This is a genomic window from Amycolatopsis sp. NPDC049691 (assembly GCF_040675005.1).
GTDB lineage: Bacteria > Actinomycetota > Actinomycetes > Mycobacteriales > Pseudonocardiaceae > Amycolatopsis.
In genome coordinates this window covers 189,022-204,739 of sequence record NZ_JBFANX010000010.1, presented here as the reverse complement: position 1 = coordinate 204,739, position 15,718 = coordinate 189,022, and the positions used below count along the sequence as shown (strand labels likewise).

Genomic DNA, 15,718 nt, shown 5'->3' with positions numbered 1-15,718 from the left:
AGCCGTGTTGGAAGCGGTGGAGGTCGCGGCGGGCCCGGGGTACGCGGTGAGCGTGGTGAAGTGCGCGGAGGACCATCCGGGCTGGTCCCCGCCCGAGGTGGCGGACGGCCACCGGATGGTGCTCGTCCGCCGCGGCCGGTTCCGCCGCCACGCGCGCGGGATCGTCGCGGACACCGACCCGGCGGTGGGGTACGTCGCCGCGCCGGGGGACGAGGAGCGGTTCGCCCACCCGGCGGGCGGCGACGTCTGCACGTCGGTGACGTTCGGGGAGGAGCGCTGGCACCAGCTGGCCGGGCCGTCCCGTCCGACGGTGTACGTCGACGCCCGGCTCGACCTGGCGCACCGGCGGGTGGTGGCGTCGGTCGCCGACCCGGACTACGCGCTGGCGGAGGGCTTGCTGGAGCTGGTGGGCCGCGCGCTCACCCAGGCGGCCGGGAAGCCGACACCGGCATCCGCCGGCCGGGGCGGCGACGGTGCGTTGGTGGCGCGCGCCCGCGAGGCCATCGCGGCGGACGTGCCCGCCGCGGCGGGGTTGTTTCCCCTGGCCGAGATGCTGGAGGTGTCGCCGTACCGGTTGAGCCGGGCGTTCCCCCGTGAGGTGGGGGTTTCGCTGACGCGGTACCGCAACCGGGTCCGGGTCGGCCGGGCGCTCGACCGGCTGGAGGCGGGGGAGCGGGAGCTGGGGGTGCTGGCGGCGGAGCTGGGGTTCGCGGACCAAGCCCATTTGACGCGGACGGTCCGCGAGCACACGGGAGCGACGCCGGCCGTCCTGCGGCGCCTGCTCTCCGAGGAGCGAACGGGAGGTGCCTGCTTGGCCGAGTGAGCTGCTCTCACGCGCCGGACCACCGGCCGAAGTCGCTTGCGACGGCGGTACTTTTGCCGAACCGCGCCACCACCCGCCCCGCTACCTTCTCGCCACGGCGGACACGACGACCCGGGCGGTCCCGCACCGACGCCGTCCCTGGCCACGGCCAGGAGAGTGGGCTGAGGTGGGGCGGCGCGGCGGGAACACGGTGCGGCGCGTGGCCACCCCCAGCGACCACGTGACACCACCCTGCGGCCGCAGCGCCACCCCGGGATCCGGTGTCCTGTTTTCGAAACACCGAACAGGGGTATCGTAGTCTTTACGGGACAGCCTGTGTCAAGTTTTCAGGACAGCTAGGCTGACGGTTGTCACGTTTCCTGGCCGAAGGTGGTGTGTGGTGAGCGACGAGCGCAGTTTCGCGGAACGGCTGGCGCACTTGATCGCGACCGTGCACCCGCCGGACCGCAAGCCGTACTCCTATCGGGAGATCGCGCACGGCGTCGCCGAGCAGACCGGCGTGACGATGTCGGCGACCCACGTCCAGCAGCTGGCCGTCGGCGCGCGCAAGGACCCCAAGCGCTCGCACATCCAGGCGCTCGCCCAGTTCTTCGGCGTGCCGGTGACCTACTTCTTCGACGACGAGGTCGCCGGGCAGGTCGACCGCCAGGTCGAGGACGTCGTGGCGTGGCGCGACAGCGAGGCGCGCCACCTGGCGCAGCGGGCCATGCGGCTCTCCCCGCGCGACCGCGAAACCGTGACGGCGCTGCTCGACCAGCTGGCCGGCTACGACGAAACCCGGCACCGCGAGGGCCGGCGCCGGAAGCCGGAGTGACCGCGCGCGGTCGGCTACGATGACCTCGTCCGTGATCGCGCCCCGGTGCACCCGGCTGGCGCCCGGTGGCCGGGGAGGACTCATCGACGAGCGCGGCTTGACGAACCTCCGGGCCGGCGCCCGGGAGCGGGTGCGCGCGCTGCTCGTTGCCGTTCCGGTGCCCCGTCCGTGGTCGATGAACGCCTGGGTGGACCGCCTCGAAGCCTGGCGCGGGCGCGAAATCGACCTCGTCCCGGTCGAATACCGGCCCGGCCGCCCGTCCGGCGCGTGGCAGGCCCGCCCGGACTACGACCTGATCGCCTACGTCGAGCACACGTCGGCGCTGCACCAGGACCACATCATCGCCCACGAGCTCGCCCACATGCTGTGCGCGCACACGGGGACCTGCCAGATGTCGGAGTCCGAAGCCGCGCGGCTCGCCCCGGACCTCGCGCCGCAGGCTCTGTCCCACCTGCTCACCCGCGTGACGACCGGCACCGACGAGTACGAGGCCGAGCTGATCGCCGTGCTGCTGATGAGCGCCGCGACGAGCGAGCCGCCCGCCGTTCAGCCGGGCGCGTCCGGCCGGGCGGCGGAGCAGGCTAGGCGGCTGGCGGCACTCCTGGGATAGTGCCGTCTCGTGATCGACATTCTGTTCGTCGGGGTCGGGCTCTTCGCGTTGGCGGTCGGGATCTGGCGCGCGGTCCGCGCCCGGCGCACCGGCGCGGGGGCCGGGCTGGCCGTCTCGCTCATCGCGCTGGGGGCGGCGTTCTGCTTCCTGTCCAACCGCGCGCAGCTCTTCGAGAGCGAGCTCTACCCGAGCCTCGGCCGGCTGCTGTCGAACCTGGCGACGATGATCGCGGCCTACGGCATCGGCCTGACGGTCGCGGAGATCAGCGGCACGCGCGACCGCGGTGGCCGGCTCCGGCTGGGTGCGCTCGGCGTCGCGCTGGTCCTGCTGACCGTGATGTTCTTCAGCACGCCGGACCTGCCGCGCGGCATCGGCGTGTTCGACGAGCTGTACCGCACGCACCCGACGTTGGTCGTGTACGTCTTCGTGTACACCGTCTACCTCGGGTTCGCGGTCATCGACATCGGCGTGGTGTCGGCGGTGACGATCCGCGCGAGCGGCGGCGCGCTGCGCACCGGGTTGACGTTGCTGCTGCTGGCCTCGGCGTTCGCGGTCGCGTACCTCGCGGGCAAGGTCGTCGCGACGATCGGCGCCCTGCAGGCCGACCACCCGGTGAAGGCGTTGTGCCGCGGGCCGTTCTCGACGCTGCCGTGCACGCTCGACGTCGGTTTCCCGGCGGTCTCGGTGCTGCTGATCGTCGTGGGGTTGACGATCCCGTCGGTCCCGGGCCTGGTGGCCGGTCGCCGCGACGCGAAGACGCTTCGCCTGCTTCGGCCGTTGCGGACGCACTTGACGCGGCGGTTCCCGGAGATCGTCCGCATCGACCCGGGCGGGCCGTCCCGGCGCGAGCGGCTGCTGACGGCGATGAGCGAGACGAACGACGGCTTGATCCTGGCGGGGGTGACGCCGGAGCTGCCGGCCCCGGCGGCGGCGCGGCTGGTGCGCGACCTTCCGGACGAGCCGACTGAGGAGGAGCCGCCGGCCGCGCCGGCGGAGCCGTTCGCCGCCGACGTCGCCCGGTTGCGGGCGATCGCGCGCGCGTACCGGAAGCTGGACGGCGCGGCGGTCGGCGGAGTGACTCCGCAAGTGCAGCGATAAAGAACGTGTAGTCGCTACACCTTCGCGGCCATGAAGAAAGTGTAGTCGCTGCACATCCGCAGTGACTGAGCTTGGGTAGGCACTACGCGGACGTTCACCCGCCGAATGGTGCCTCCAGCCGAGGCTCCCACCCGCGATCGGTCAACGCGACGAGCTGGAGGGCTTCGGCGCGGCCGGTCACCGGCAACAGCGGCCGGACTTCGGCGGCCACCCGCGAGAGGGTCTCGTCGTCGCCGCCCATCGCCACGGTCACGTGCGCGGGCGGTCGCGGCCCGAACCGCCCACCGTACGGCGGGATCTCCGGCCAGCGAGCGCACACCGCGTCGGCGACCACCTGGAGCGACGGAGCGGGCAGCGCCAGGAACCCGGGCGCGACCAGCACCTCGGCCAGTCGGACCGAGACCGGCGAAACCCCCGCGGCCAGCGAACGAACGGCCGCCGTGACCTCATCGGTCAGGGAGGTGTCGGGGAGGAACGGGTACAACGCGGTCACGTGGGCGGGCAAGCCGGGCCGGACCAGGCCGGGGGAGATCCGGCGGGCCGCGTCGAGCGCGGGCTCGGCGGCGGGCAGCAGGATCACCAGCGCGGTGGTTCCGGTGTCGGGCACCCCGGCATCATGGCAGTCCCGGGACGGCGGTCCCCGGGAACCCTCACGCGACGGCGGTCTCCGGGAACCGTCCCGCGTGGGCCAGCGCCAAGCTCCGCCGGCACAGCGCCACCAGTTCCAGGTTGGCCCGGCTGCGCGGGCTGCGGCCGCAGAGCCCGCAGTGGATCGCGACCTCACCGGTCAGCTCGTCCACCGCCACCAGCGCCTGGTGGTCGCAGCGGCGGCACCAGCGGTAGCCGATCGCCGGGTTGGTGTGCACCGGCGACGAGACGCAGTCGTGCAGCCACCGGCGGTGCGTGCGGCACGTGACGCGGCCGGTCGGGTCGAGCCGGCCGGCGTCTTCGTCGCGGTCTTCGCCGGCCAGCGTCGTGGCCAGCAGCGGCTGCCGCGCCGCGGCCGGCCGGTCGTCGGGATTCGGGCTGGCCCACGCGTGGTGGTCGCCGCATCGGCACTTCTCGGACATGTCGCCCCCAGTGGTCGGGCTGATCGATCCGTCGAGTGTGACCGGGGCAACAGAGCGGCGACAACCGGGAAAACGCTCAGTTTCGCCCGGCGGCAGGGGTGCCGCGGCGGACGGATGAGCGGACTTCGGCGCCCGCTTATGCGAACATATGTTCTATGACCGTCCCCGAGGGGCCCATCCTCCACGCCGACCTCGACTCGTTCTACGCGTCGGTCGAGCAGCGCGACGACCCGGCGCTGAAGGGGCGCCCGGTGATCGTCGGCGGCGGGGTCGTCCTGGCCGCGAGTTACGAGGCCAAGGCCTATGGGGTGCGCACCGCGATGGGCGGCGCGCAGGCCCGGCGCCTGTGCCCGCACGCCGTCGTCGTGCCGCCGCGGATGTCGGCCTATTCGGCCGCGAGCAAGGTCGTCTTCGACGTCTTCCACGACACCACGCCGTGGGTGGAAGGCCTCTCGATCGACGAAGCCTTCCTCGACGTCGGGGGGTTGACGAGGATCGGCGGACGGCCGCGCGACATCGCCGAACGGCTGCGCGCCACCGTCGCCGAGCGCGCCGGGCTGCCGATCACGGTAGGGGTTGCGCGGACGAAGTTCCTCGCGAAGGTCGCCAGCCGGGTCGCGAAGCCGGACGGCCTGCTCGTCGTCCCGCACGACGCCGAGCTCGAGTTCCTGCACCCGCTGCCGGTCGGCGCGCTGTGGGGCGTCGGCAAGGTCACCACCGAGAAGCTGCGCGCGCGGGGCATCACGACGGTGGGTCAGCTGGCCGCGTCCGAGCCGGTCGACCTGGTGAGCATGCTCGGCCGGGCGGCCGGCGGGCACCTGCACGACCTGGCGCACAACCGGGATCCGCGCCGCGTCGAGGTCGGCCGCCGCCGGCGGTCGATCGGCGCCCAGCGGGCCCTCGGGCGCGGCAGGCGGACCCCGGCGGAGCTCGACGTCGTGCTCGTGGCGCTGATCGACCGGATCGCCCGCCGGCTGCGCGCCGCCCGCCGGGTCTGCCGGACGGTGACGATCCGCCTGCGCTTCGCCGATTTCACCAGGGTCACCCGCTCGCACACGCTCGCCGACCCGACCGCGGGCACCGGCGTGCTGCTCGCGGCGGCGCGGGAGCTGCTCGTGGCCGCGCTGCCGATGATCGCCGACCGCGGTCTGACGCTGCTCGGGGCGGCGTTGTCCAACCTGGCCGACGAAGACCCGTTCCAGCTGGCGCTGCCGTTCGAGCGCCGGCGGGCGACTCAGCTCGACACGGCGCTGGACGCGGTGCGGGACCGCTTCGGCAAGGCGGCGGTCACCCGGGCGATCCTGCTCGGCCGCCCGGACGACCTCGAAGTGCCGATGCTGCCGGATTGACCGGAAAACCGGCCGGATTCACGGCGATCCGGGAATGCGGGCGTGGGCCAGCGCGGAAAGCGCGGCGGGGCGCAGCGCGTCGGTGCGCTTCCACAGCTCCGGGGCGATGCTCTCGCGCTGCCCGGCCTGTTCGACGACTTCGAAACCGGCCTCGCGCAGGAGGCCGGCCATGGCCGCGGGGGAGAGGAACGTGCGCCACGGCTCGCCCTGTTCCGCCGCGACCGGGCCGACGGCTTCGGCGTAGCCGTTTCCCGCCGCGTCCCGCAGTTCCGCGGGAACCAGGTGATCGGTCACGATTTCCGATCCCGGTGCGAAACCGCCGAGATCCGTCAATGTGGCGAGAATCGCCTTCCGGGTCAGGTAGACGGTGACACCGAGCCAGCTCACGAACACGGGGCGAAACGGGTCGAGTCCACTCTGGACGAGCCGTTCCCGGAGCGGATCGGCCTCGAAGTCGACCGGGACGAAGGTGACCGACGCGGGGACGGCGACGCCGGCGCGGTCGAGCAGTTCCCGTTTGACGGCCTGGGTTGCCGGCTGGTCGACCTCGAACACGCGGAATCGGCCGGGTGCGCTCCGATAGGCGAACGAATCCAGCCCGGCACCCAGAATCACATACTGGTCTATACCGGAATTGTCGCGAAGCAGCCGGTCTTCGGTGAACCGGCTGCGGCACACGGCTTGGGCGCGGGCGCCGGCCAGGACCGGATGCGTGCCGTGGACGTGGTGGTAGGCCAGGAGTTCCTCGGCGCGGTCGCCGAGGAGCGGCGCGGCGAGGGGGTCGGAGAAGATGACGGGGCCGGTGTCGACGAGCAAATGTGCCGCGCGCGCGGCGGCCGCGGTGAAGGCGGTGCGGCTGGCGCGGGGAGCAATACCGGGAAAGTCGGCGGTGGTCATGCGGCCACGGTACCGATTTGATTTCAAGCATATCACAAAAACAAATATTCGACAAGACGGCGCGCATTCCGGCTCGGTTGCGGTCACTCTGGACGAGGGCGACGCGGTCGCCCGGGCGGCCATTGTGGACGCTTCACGGGTGTCGCGCGTGCCGGACGGGATTCGACAGGTTAGGGTCTGTCCGACCGTGTTCTGGAGAAGATGAGGAACGACGAACCATGGCGCAACGGGTGCACGTCGAGATGGTGGACGACCTCGACGGGAGCGAGGCTTCGCAGACCGTCCCCTTCAGCCTCGACGGGGTGACATACGAAATCGACCTGTCCGAGGACAACGCTTCCGCGCTCCGTGACGAACTCGCCCGCTACGTCGCCGCGGCGCGGCGGACCGGCGGCCGCAAGGTGCGCCTAGCGACCGGCCAGTCGCTGTCGGGCTCGTCCGGCTCGGGCACGGACCGCGAGCGCAACCGCCAGATCCGCGAGTGGGCGCAGGCGAACGGCTACGAGGTGGCCGAGCGCGGCCGCCTGTCGAGCGAGATCATCGCGGGCTTCGAGGCCGACCAGGCCGCGGCCGCCGAGCCGGCCGAAGCCAAGCCGGCGCGCAAGCGCGCGACGCGCAAGAAGGCCTGACGCCGGAACCGGTTGCCGGAGAAGGAATGCCTTCGCCGGTCCCGCCACGTGGGGTGGACCCATGTGGTGTTCGGCTGGTTTCGCGCGCCCGGAGCCGGGGGAGCTCCCGGCGCGCGAAATGGGGTTGGCGGGCCGGAAGCCCGCGCGGGCAGTGCTGTTGCGCCGGAGGCTTCGTCGAATCCGCGCGCGATCGGCAGCTCGGCCGAACCGGCGCGCGGCAGTTGCCTGGCTCGTAGGCCGCGCGGGCAGAGGTGACGTGACCCTCGTCCGCAACCCCTCGCGGCCGGTCTGCATTGCGCGCTGTCGCGTGTGGATCTTCGCCCGAACCCGGACCACTCGGTAGCCGGGTGTCACGCGCCGTCGTCCTGGTGCGAAAAAGCCACCGCATGCGGACATTTCCCCGCCGGTAAAGCTTGTCGGAGGGTGGCTCCGATCGCCAGACTGTCAGTGCTCCGCGCGGCCGGTACCGCGCCGGAGCACGGCCCGGTGGCCGCCTCCTCCCTCGATGGCCACCGGGCCGCCTCCAAGCCCGCGAACACGGGAAGCACCGCCCAGTGGCGTGAAGCGTTCCCCCTCCGATCGGGCCCAGCCTGTAGACAAGCGGCCGCGACAAGCGCACACTCAGACTACTCCATACTGCATACAATCTTCAGTCGAGGGTTCTGAGGAGGCGGTCACCATGACCGAGGTCCGCGAGCTCCGGGACGTCTACGGACGGCGCTACCGCGTCGGCGAGTCCGACCGGGAGCTGCTCGGCCGCCCGCGGACGTGGATCACCTGGCTGGCCGGGGCGGCGATGCTGACCGCCGGGGTGCAGCAGTACGGCTTCGGCGCGCTCGTCCCCGCACTGACCCGGGCGCACGGCTGGACGTTCGGCGCCATCGCGCTCTCGCTCGCGGTCTGGGCGATCTGCCAGGCCGGAGTCGCTTTTCCGACGGCGTGGCTGCGCGAACGGGGCCTGCTCCCCGCACCCGCGGCGATGGCCGCCGGCGCGGTGCTCTGCGCCGCCGGGCTCGTGACGCTCGGCCACGCGACCAGCCTGCTCACCGTCTTCCTCGGCTACTCCGTCCTCGGCGGCCTCGGCACCGGCCTGGTCTACGCGACCTGTGTCGGCGCGGTGCTGGCCTGGTTCCCGGACCGCACCGCACCCAGCGCAGGCATCGTGAGCGGCGCGTTCGCCTACGGGAGCGTGCCCTTCGTCGTGCTCGCCGCCGCCCTGCCGGCCGCGCGGCCGGTGCTCCTCGACGCCACCGCGGGCGTCGTCCTCGTCGTGATCGCCGGGTGCGCCCTGCTCCTGCGCTACCCGCCGCGGCACTGGTGGCCCGCGACGCCCGAGCCGCGCACGTGGGCCCTCGACCGGGTGCACAACCGGCGCCCGGCCGTCCGCCACTACCGGCCCGCGGAACTGTTCCGGTGCGGGACGACCCTCGCGCTGTACCTGGTCGTCGTGCTCGCGGCCGCCGTGCTGCTGTTCGACCTCGCCTACCTCGCGACGTTCGTCGCCGAGCGCAGCGGGCCCGGGCTCGCCGCGGCCGCGCTGGCGCTGCTCGCCGCGGCGACCGGCAGCGGCCGGGTGCTCATCGGCAGGCTCGCCGACCGGCTCGGCCGGCACCGGATCCTCCGGTTCGCGCTGTTCGCGGGCGGCGTCGCGCAGTTCGTCCTCTTCTACTCGGGCGAGCACCGGCACGCGGCCGGGCTGCTGCTCGGCGTCGCGCTCGCCGGGCTCGGCAACGGCTGCTGCTACACCCTGCTGGTCGGTCTGGTGCGCGAGTACTTCGGCGAAGAGTCGGCCGCGCAGAACTTCGGGATCCTGTACTCCGCCAAGGCCGTCGGCGCGGTGGTCGGGATCGGGCTCGCGGCGCTCGTCGTGACGTCGCACGGATTCGCCGGCGCCTTCGCCGCGGCGGGCGTGCTGAGCCTGGCCGGCGCGGTGCTGTCGGGGCGGCTGACCCAGCCGGGCCGGCCCAAGTCGCTGCTGCCGGCGGCCTGACGTGGGACGGATGACGAGCCGGCGCCGGGTGCTGCGCGTCCACGACGGCGGGCACACCGCGCGGCCGGACACGCTGACCGTCGAAGAACCCCTCGAGATCCGGGTCGCCGGGAAAGCGCTGTCGATCACGATGCGGACCCCCGGCGACGACTTCGACCTCGCCGCCGGGTTCCTGGTCGGCGAGGGCGTGGTGCGGTCCGCCGTGGACATCCACTCGATCCGCTACTGCGCCGGGGCCACGGCCGACGGGAGCAACACGTACAACGTCCTGGACGTCGTGCTCGCGCCGGGCGTCGCGCCGCCGGACGCGTCGGTGGAGCGCAACTTCTACACGACGTCCTCGTGCGGGCTGTGCGGCAAGGCGAGCTTGGACGCCGTCCGGACCACGGTGACGTGGCCGGTGGCCGCGGACCCGTTCGGCACCGACCCGGCGACGCTCGCCGGGTTCCCGGACGAACTCCGTGCGGCGCAACGGGTCTTCGACCGGACCGGCGGGCTCCACGCAGCGGGGCTGTTCGACGCCGACGGCAAGCTGCTGTGCCTGCGCGAGGACGTCGGCCGCCACAACGCGGTGGACAAGGTGGTCGGCTGGGCGGCCCGCGAGGGCGGGCTGCCGCTGTCGGGGACGGCGCTGATGGTGAGCGGGCGGGCATCGTTCGAGCTGGTGCAGAAGGCGGCGATGGCCGGGATCCCGTTGCTGGCGGCGGTTTCCGCGCCGTCGTCGCTGGCGGTGGACCTGGCGGCCGAGCTGGGGCTGACGCTGGTGGGGTTCCTGCGGGGCACGTCGATGAACGTCTACACGCGACCCGACCGGCTGGGCCTTCAGCCGAGCTGAGCGAGCAACGCGGCGACGGCGGGGGAGACGTCGGTCCGGTGCACGGCACCGAGCCGCCAGACCGGCGGCCGGTCGAACCGCCGGACGGTGAGATCGGGAAACCGCGCGGCGGCGGAGGAGGGCAGCACGCAGGCGGCGAGGCCGGCCCGCAGCAGCCCGGCGGCCACGGCGAGATCATCGACTTCCAGGGAAAGCCGCCGGCCGGGGAAGGCGCGGTCGACGGCCTCGCGAACGGCCCAGCCGGGCGGGAAGTCCACGAGGGACAGCTCGGAGAGGTCGGCGGGCGCCGAGGGGGAACCACCCGGCGCGGTGACGAGGACGAGTTCTTCACACGGCAGAGGGGCGATGGCCAGCCCGGGCCCGAGCGGGCGGGCAGTGCCGGCGGCGATCGGGGAGACGCCTGGGATGAGATCGGAGGTGGCGGGCGCGGCTTCGGGACGCCGGCCGCGAGAGGCAGGTCCCGCGGCGGTGCCGGGATCGGCCGGGGTGAGGTCGGGCGTGGCTTCGCGATGCCGGCCGCGAGCGCCGGGTCCCGCGGTGATGCCGGGCTCGGCTGGGGCGAGGTTGGGCGTGGGTTCAGGATGCCGGCCGCGAGAGGCGGGTCCCGCGGTGGTATCGGGATCGGCTGAGGCGAGGTCGGCCGCCCCGAAGCCGTTCTGCGCCGAGTCGCCCTGGCGGATCGCCTCACCGCAAGCACCCTCCGCAACCGCCGTCAGCACCACATCCACTGTGGACTCCGCGACCGCCCCAGTCCCGTCGCACGCCGGGACCTGCCGGACCTCCACCGCCAATCCCGGGTGCACGTGCCGCAGCGTGGCGAGCACCCGGTGCCAGTCCGCCAGCAACCCCGGGCACACCCCCAACCGCACCCGGCCGCTCACCGGTGTCACGGCCGCCCGTGCGCGGGCGGCCGCCTCCAGTGCCGCCCGCGCGGCGGGCAGGAACGCCTCGCCGGCGGGCGTCAGCTCCACCCGGTGGGTCGTGCGGTGGAACAACGGTGTCCCCAGGTCGCGTTCCAGTGCGCGGACCACTGTGGACACCGTCGACTGGACCGTCCGCAGCCGGTGGGCGGCCGCCGTGAAACCGCCTTCCTCCGCGACCGCCACCACCACTGCCAGCTGACGGAGTTCCATCAGCCGAGCACCTCGTCGAGCGTGCCGGTCCGCTCGTCGAGGACGTAGCCGCGCACCGTCTCCGTGTGCCGCAGGAATGGCGAAGCCCGCAGCCTCGCGATGCACTGGCGGACGTCCTGGGCCGGGTCGGTGAACGCCTCCGCCGCCCAGCCCGGCCGGACCCCCGTCGACGATTCCAGCCGCCGGGTGAAGTCGGTGTCCGTGAACCTCCGCATCCCGCAGTCCTGGTGGTGGATCAGCACGATCTCCCGCGTGCCCAGCAGGTGCTGGCTCACCGTCAGCGACCGGATCGCGTCTTCGGTGACCGCGCCGCCCGCGTTCCGGATCACGTGCGCGTCGCCCTCCCGGAGGCCGAGCAGCCGGGAGACGCTGATCCGCGCGTCCATGCACGCGAGCACCGCCAGCTTCAGCCGCGGGATCGCCGACGTCATCCCAGTACCTCGCGGGCCAGCGCCGCCGTCTCGCTCGGGGTCCTGCCGACCCGGATGCCCGCCGCTTCCAGGGCTTCCTTCTTCGCCGCCGCCGTCCCGGCAGAACCGGAGACGATCGCGCCCGCGTGGCCCATCGTCTTGCCCTCCGGCGCCGTGAAACCCGCGACGTACCCGACGACCGGCTTCGACACGTTGGCCCGCACGAACTCCGCCGCCCGCTCCTCCGCATCGCCGCCGATCTCGCCGATCAGCACGATCAGGTCCGTCTCGGGGTCCTTTTCGAACGCTTCGACGGCGTCGATGTGCGTGGTCCCGATGATCGGGTCGCCGCCGATGCCGACACACGTGGAGAACCCGATGTCGCGCAGCTCGTGCATGAGCTGGTAGGTCAGCGTGCCGGACTTGGACACCAGCCCGATCCGGCCCGGGCCGGTGATGTCGGCCGGGATGATGCCGGCGTTGGACTTGCCGGGGGAGATGATGCCCGGGCAGTTCGGGCCGATGATCCGGGTCCGCCCGCCCGCCGCGACGGCGTGGGACCACAGCCGGGCGGTGTCGTGCACCGGGACGCCCTCGGTGATGACCACCGCGAGCCCGATGCCGGCGTCGACCGCTTCGATGACGGCGTCGGCGACGAACGGCGGCGGCACGAACAGCACGCAGACGTCGGCGCCGGTGGACGCCATCGATTCCGCGACACTGCCGAACACGGGAAGGTCGGCCGAGCCGATCGAAACGTGCTGCCCGGCTTTGCGCGGGTTGACGCCGCCGACGACGTTCGTGCCCGCCGCCAGCATCCGCCGGGTGTGCTTGGCCCCTTCGGAGCCGGTGATGCCGGAGACGACGACCCGGCTGTTCTCGTCCAGGAAGATGGCCACGGTTCAGACCTCCGCGATCGCGAGCTTCGCCGCCTCGCGGGCGGCGTCGTCCATGGTGGCCACCACGGTGACCAGGGGATGGGCGGCGTCGGCGAGGATCCGCCTGCCTTCGGTGACGTTGTTGCCGTCGAGCCGGACCACCAGCGGCCTGGTCGCCCGCAATCCCAGGATCTCCAGCGACCGCACGATCCCGGTCGCGACGGCGTCGCACGCGGTGATGCCGCCGAAGACGTTGACGAACACGCTGCGCACCTGCGGGTCGCCGAGGATCACGGTCAGCCCGTCGACCATCACCTGCGCCGACGCGCCGCCGCCGATGTCGAGGAAGTTCGCCGGGCCGCGTGCGCCCGCCTCGGCGGCGGCCGCCGCCACGACGTCCAAAGTGGACATGACCAGCCCGGCGCCGTTGCCGATCACGCCGATGTCGCCGTCGAGCTTGACGTAGTTGAGGCCCTTCGCCCGCGCTGCCCGCTCCAGGGGATCGCCGTCCGAAGTGTCGTCGAACGTCGCGGACCGCCGGAAGGAGGCGTTGTCGTCCAGGGTGATCTTGCCGTCCAGCGCGACGATCCCGGCCGACGTACTCGCCAGTGGGTTCACCTCGACCAGCGTGCAGTCCTCGGCGACGAACACGTCCCACAGCTTCTCGACGACGCCGGCGACCTCGCCGCGGACGTCGGCCGGAAACGCGGCGGCGACAGCCGCCGCGTCGACACCGACCAGGGGGTCGACCGGCACGCGGACCAGGGCGTCCGGCCGGGTCGCCGCGACCTCCTCGATCTCCATGCCGCCTTCGGTCGACGCCATGGCGAGGAACGTGCGCCCGGCGCGGTCCAGCAGGAAGGACAAGTAGTACTCCTCGGCGATTTCGCTTGCCTCGGTCACCAGGACGCGGTGCACGGTGTGGCCCTTGATGTCCATGCCGAGGATGTCGTCTGCGGCCTGTTCGGCGTCGTCGGGCGTGCGCACCACGCGGACGCCGCCCGCCTTGCCGCGGCCGCCGGTCTTCACCTGGGCCTTGACCACCACCGGGCCGCCGAGCTCGGCGGCCGCGGCGCGGGCCGACGCGGGGTCGGCGGCGACCCGGCCGCGGGGCACCGGCACGCCGTGCTTCTCGAAGAGATCGCGGGCTTCGTGTTCGAAGAGGTCCATGCGGGGGCGTCCTTTCCGCGACGGGGCAGGGCGAAGGGCGTGGAGTGGTGGTCCGCGGGGGCCGGTTTCGAGTCCGGAAAAACCCTGCGGATGGCCCTGGACACGGGCTGCTTGAAGAGTGACTATATGCCTACCCCATACGGTATGCAATCTACAGTCTGCCGCGAAGAGGTCGCTGACCTCGACGGACGCCGGTGACGGCGACGAGCGGACCGGAGTACGCACCGCCGGACAAGAGAGATCCGGCGGCGAACCAGAGGAGTTGAGCAATGGCGCTGACAACGACCGGCACCACCGCGGGGGAGAGTGCCGCGGCGACGAACGGCGCCGAGCCCGCGCCCGCCGAAATCTCGGGCGGCCACCTCGTGGCGAAGGCGCTGAAGGCCGAAGGGGTCGACACGATCTTCACCCTCTGCGGCGGCCACATCATCGACATCTACGACGGCTGCGTCGACGAAGGCATCCAGGTCATCGACGTCCGGCACGAACAGGTCGCGGCCCACGCGGCCGACGGCTACGCGCGGATCACCGGCAAGCCCGGCTGCGCGGTGGTCACCGCCGGGCCCGGCACCACCGACGCCGTCACCGGGGTCGCCAACGCCCTGCGCGCGGAAAGCCCGATGCTGCTCATCGGCGGCCAGGGCGCCCTGACCCAGCACAAGATGGGGTCCCTGCAGGACCTCCCGCACGTGGACATGATGGCGCCAATCACCAAGTTCGCCGCCACCGTCCCGCACACCGCCCGCGTCGCCGACCTCGTGAGCATGGCGTTCCGGGAGGCCTACGCCGGCGCGCCCGGCCCGTCGTTCCTGGAGATCCCGCGCGACGTCCTCGACGCGCGCGTACCCCTGGAGCAGGCACGTATCCCCGAAGCCGGCCGCTACCGCGCGTCGACGAAGAACGCCGGCGACCCCGCCGACATCGAGAAGCTCGCGGACCTGCTGGTGCACGCGAAGAAGCCGGCCATCCTGCTCGGCAGCCAGGTCTGGACCACGCGGGCCACCGAGCCGGCCGTCGACCTGGTCCGCACGCTGAACATCCCGGCGTACATGAACGGCGCCGGCCGCGGCACGCTGCCGCCGGGCGACCCGCACCACTTCCAGCTCTCGCGCCGGTACGCCTTCGACAACGCCGACGTCATCGTCATCGTCGGCACCCCGTTCGACTTCCGGATGGGCTACGGCAAGCGGCTGTCCAAGGACGCCACCGTCGTCCAGATCGACCTCGACTACCGCACGGTCGGCAAGAACCGGGACGTCGACCTCGGCATCGTCGGCGACGCCGGCCAGGTCCTCGCCGCCGTCGCCGAGGCCGCGTCCGGCCGCGGCGACAACGGCGCCGTCGGCCGCAAGGCCTGGCTCGAAGAACTCCAGGCCGTGGAGGAAAAGGCGAAGCAGAAGCGGCTGCCGCTGCAGCACTCCGACGCAAGCCCGATCCACCCGTACCGGCTGGTCCACGAGATCAACGAGTTCCTCACCGAGGACTCCATCTACATCGGCGACGGCGGCGACATCGTCACCTTCTCCGGCCAGGTCGTCCAGCCGAAGTCGCCCGGCCACTGGATGGACCCCGGTCCACTCGGGACACTCGGCGTCGGCATCCCGTTCGTCATGGCGGCCAAGCACGCCCGGCCGGACAAGGAGGTCGTCGCGCTCTTCGGCGACGGCGCGTTCAGCCTCACCGGCTGGGACTTCGAGACGCTGGTGCGGTTCGACCTGCCGTTCGTCGGGATCGTCGGCAACAACTCGTCGATGAACCAGATCCGCTACGGCCAGGCCGCGAAGTACGGGCTGCCGCGCGAGCGCGTCGGCAACACCCTCGGCGACGTCCGCTACGACGAGTTCGCGCGGATGCTCGGCGGCTACGGCGAAGAAGTCCGCGACCCGGCCGACATCGGGCCGGCACTGCTGCGGGCGCGGGAGTCGGGCAAGCCGTCGCTGATCAACGTCTGGGTCGATCCCGACGTGTACGCCCCCGGAACCATGAACCAGACCATGTACAAGTGAGCGGAG

Annotated in this window: 16 protein-coding genes; 9 read left to right on the top strand and 7 right to left on the bottom strand. The window is 72.6% G+C overall.

Annotated elements, in window-relative coordinates; all coding sequences use genetic code 11:
* Positions 1–4 precede the first annotated feature (4 nt).
* From AB0J40_RS24015 to AB0J40_RS24000, 4 genes are all read left to right on the top strand, one after another.
* Positions 5–823 (top strand): helix-turn-helix transcriptional regulator, encoded by an 819-nt coding sequence (locus AB0J40_RS24015; RefSeq protein ID WP_364456649.1) that lies wholly within the window; start codon positions 5–7, stop codon positions 821–823.
* Positions 824–1,202: 379 nt separating this feature from the next.
* Positions 1,203–1,637, top strand: a complete 435-nt coding sequence (locus AB0J40_RS24010; RefSeq protein WP_364456648.1) for an XRE family transcriptional regulator — start codon at positions 1,203–1,205, stop codon at positions 1,635–1,637.
* A gap of 19 nt (positions 1,638–1,656) precedes the next feature.
* Complete coding sequence (locus tag AB0J40_RS24005; RefSeq protein WP_364456646.1) at positions 1,657–2,247, top strand: hypothetical protein; 591 nt, start codon at positions 1,657–1,659, stop codon at positions 2,245–2,247.
* Positions 2,248–2,256: 9 nt separating this feature from the next.
* Positions 2,257–3,345: a hypothetical protein gene (locus AB0J40_RS24000; protein WP_364456644.1), complete on the top strand. Its 1,089-nt coding sequence runs from the start codon at positions 2,257–2,259 to the stop codon at positions 3,343–3,345.
* Between the two features lie 94 nt (positions 3,346–3,439).
* On the opposite strand, the gene AB0J40_RS23995 is transcribed toward AB0J40_RS24000, so the two are convergent.
* Together AB0J40_RS23995 and AB0J40_RS23990 are read right to left on the bottom strand one after the other, a co-directional pair.
* Positions 3,440–3,952: a 2'-5' RNA ligase family protein gene (locus tag AB0J40_RS23995; RefSeq protein WP_364456642.1), complete on the bottom strand. Its 513-nt coding sequence runs from the start codon at positions 3,950–3,952 to the stop codon at positions 3,440–3,442.
* Between the two features lie 43 nt (positions 3,953–3,995).
* Entirely contained in the window at positions 3,996–4,415 is a 420-nt protein-coding gene (locus tag AB0J40_RS23990) for a hypothetical protein (RefSeq protein WP_364456640.1), read from the bottom strand.
* A gap of 155 nt (positions 4,416–4,570) precedes the next feature.
* Between AB0J40_RS23990 and dinB the strand changes: the two genes are divergently transcribed.
* Positions 4,571–5,764, top strand: coding sequence for a DNA polymerase IV (dinB, locus tag AB0J40_RS23985; RefSeq protein ID WP_364456638.1), 1,194 nt, complete (start codon positions 4,571–4,573; stop codon positions 5,762–5,764).
* 18 nt (positions 5,765–5,782) lie between these two features.
* Here the strand turns inward: dinB and AB0J40_RS23980 are convergent, their stop codons facing one another.
* Complete coding sequence (locus AB0J40_RS23980; RefSeq protein WP_364456636.1) at positions 5,783–6,661, bottom strand: class I SAM-dependent methyltransferase; 879 nt, start codon at positions 6,659–6,661, stop codon at positions 5,783–5,785.
* A gap of 218 nt (positions 6,662–6,879) precedes the next feature.
* Here AB0J40_RS23980 and AB0J40_RS23975 point away from each other — a divergent pair, with 218 nt between their 5' ends.
* From AB0J40_RS23975 to fdhD, 3 genes are all read left to right on the top strand, one after another.
* On the top strand, positions 6,880–7,290 hold the full coding sequence (locus AB0J40_RS23975) for an Lsr2 family protein (RefSeq protein WP_364456634.1): 411 nt from the start codon (positions 6,880–6,882) through the stop codon (positions 7,288–7,290).
* 679 nt (positions 7,291–7,969) lie between these two features.
* Positions 7,970–9,280, top strand: a complete 1,311-nt coding sequence (locus tag AB0J40_RS23970) for an OFA family MFS transporter (protein WP_364456632.1) — start codon at positions 7,970–7,972, stop codon at positions 9,278–9,280.
* A gap of 1 nt (position 9,281) precedes the next feature.
* Complete coding sequence (gene fdhD / locus AB0J40_RS23965) at positions 9,282–10,115, top strand: formate dehydrogenase accessory sulfurtransferase FdhD (RefSeq protein WP_364456630.1); 834 nt, start codon at positions 9,282–9,284, stop codon at positions 10,113–10,115.
* Here fdhD and AB0J40_RS23960 read toward each other — a convergent pair.
* From AB0J40_RS23960 to sucC, 4 genes are read right to left on the bottom strand one after another with little or no spacing between them, the layout of a single operon-like run.
* Positions 10,103–11,248, bottom strand: a complete 1,146-nt coding sequence (locus AB0J40_RS23960) for a LysR family transcriptional regulator (protein WP_364456628.1) — start codon at positions 11,246–11,248, stop codon at positions 10,103–10,105. The two genes, fdhD and AB0J40_RS23960, sit on opposite strands and share 13 nt — an antisense overlap.
* Positions 11,248–11,679, bottom strand: coding sequence for a carbonic anhydrase (locus tag AB0J40_RS23955; protein WP_364456626.1), 432 nt, complete (start codon positions 11,677–11,679; stop codon positions 11,248–11,250). Before AB0J40_RS23955 ends, AB0J40_RS23960 begins: the two co-directional genes overlap by 1 nt.
* Positions 11,676–12,557 (bottom strand): succinate--CoA ligase subunit alpha, encoded by an 882-nt coding sequence (gene sucD, locus AB0J40_RS23950; protein WP_364456624.1) that lies wholly within the window; start codon positions 12,555–12,557, stop codon positions 11,676–11,678. Before sucD ends, AB0J40_RS23955 begins: the two co-directional genes overlap by 4 nt.
* A gap of 3 nt (positions 12,558–12,560) precedes the next feature.
* Positions 12,561–13,706 carry an ADP-forming succinate--CoA ligase subunit beta gene (gene sucC / locus AB0J40_RS23945; RefSeq protein WP_364456622.1) on the bottom strand — a complete coding sequence of 382 codons (1,146 nt, stop codon included), beginning with the start codon at positions 13,704–13,706 and terminating at the stop codon, positions 12,561–12,563.
* 269 nt (positions 13,707–13,975) lie between these two features.
* On the opposite strand from sucC, the gene AB0J40_RS23940 reads away from it, so the two are divergent.
* The gene (locus AB0J40_RS23940; RefSeq protein WP_364456620.1) at positions 13,976–15,712 is read left to right on the top strand and encodes a thiamine pyrophosphate-binding protein; all 1,737 of its coding nucleotides are present in this window, start codon (positions 13,976–13,978) and stop codon (positions 15,710–15,712) included.
* Positions 15,713–15,718: the final 6 nt, after the last annotated feature.

Coding starts and splice junctions, on each gene's coding strand:
- AB0J40_RS23970 (WP_364456632.1), top strand. CDS start 7,970: ATGACCGAGGTCCGCGAGCTCCGGGACGTCTACGGACGGCGCTACCGC.
- AB0J40_RS23960 (WP_364456628.1), bottom strand. CDS start 11,248: ATGGAACTCCGTCAGCTGGCAGTGGTGGTGGCGGTCGCGGAGGAAGGC.
- AB0J40_RS24005 (WP_364456646.1), top strand. CDS start 1,657: ATGACCTCGTCCGTGATCGCGCCCCGGTGCACCCGGCTGGCGCCCGGT.
- AB0J40_RS23980 (WP_364456636.1), bottom strand. CDS start 6,661: ATGACCACCGCCGACTTTCCCGGTATTGCTCCCCGCGCCAGCCGCACC.
- sucC (WP_364456622.1), bottom strand. CDS start 13,706: ATGGACCTCTTCGAACACGAAGCCCGCGATCTCTTCGAGAAGCACGGC.
- AB0J40_RS23940 (WP_364456620.1), top strand. CDS start 13,976: ATGGCGCTGACAACGACCGGCACCACCGCGGGGGAGAGTGCCGCGGCG.
- dinB (WP_364456638.1), top strand. CDS start 4,571: ATGACCGTCCCCGAGGGGCCCATCCTCCACGCCGACCTCGACTCGTTC.
- AB0J40_RS23990 (WP_364456640.1), bottom strand. CDS start 4,415: ATGTCCGAGAAGTGCCGATGCGGCGACCACCACGCGTGGGCCAGCCCG.
- AB0J40_RS23955 (WP_364456626.1), bottom strand. CDS start 11,679: ATGACGTCGGCGATCCCGCGGCTGAAGCTGGCGGTGCTCGCGTGCATG.
- AB0J40_RS23975 (WP_364456634.1), top strand. CDS start 6,880: ATGGCGCAACGGGTGCACGTCGAGATGGTGGACGACCTCGACGGGAGC.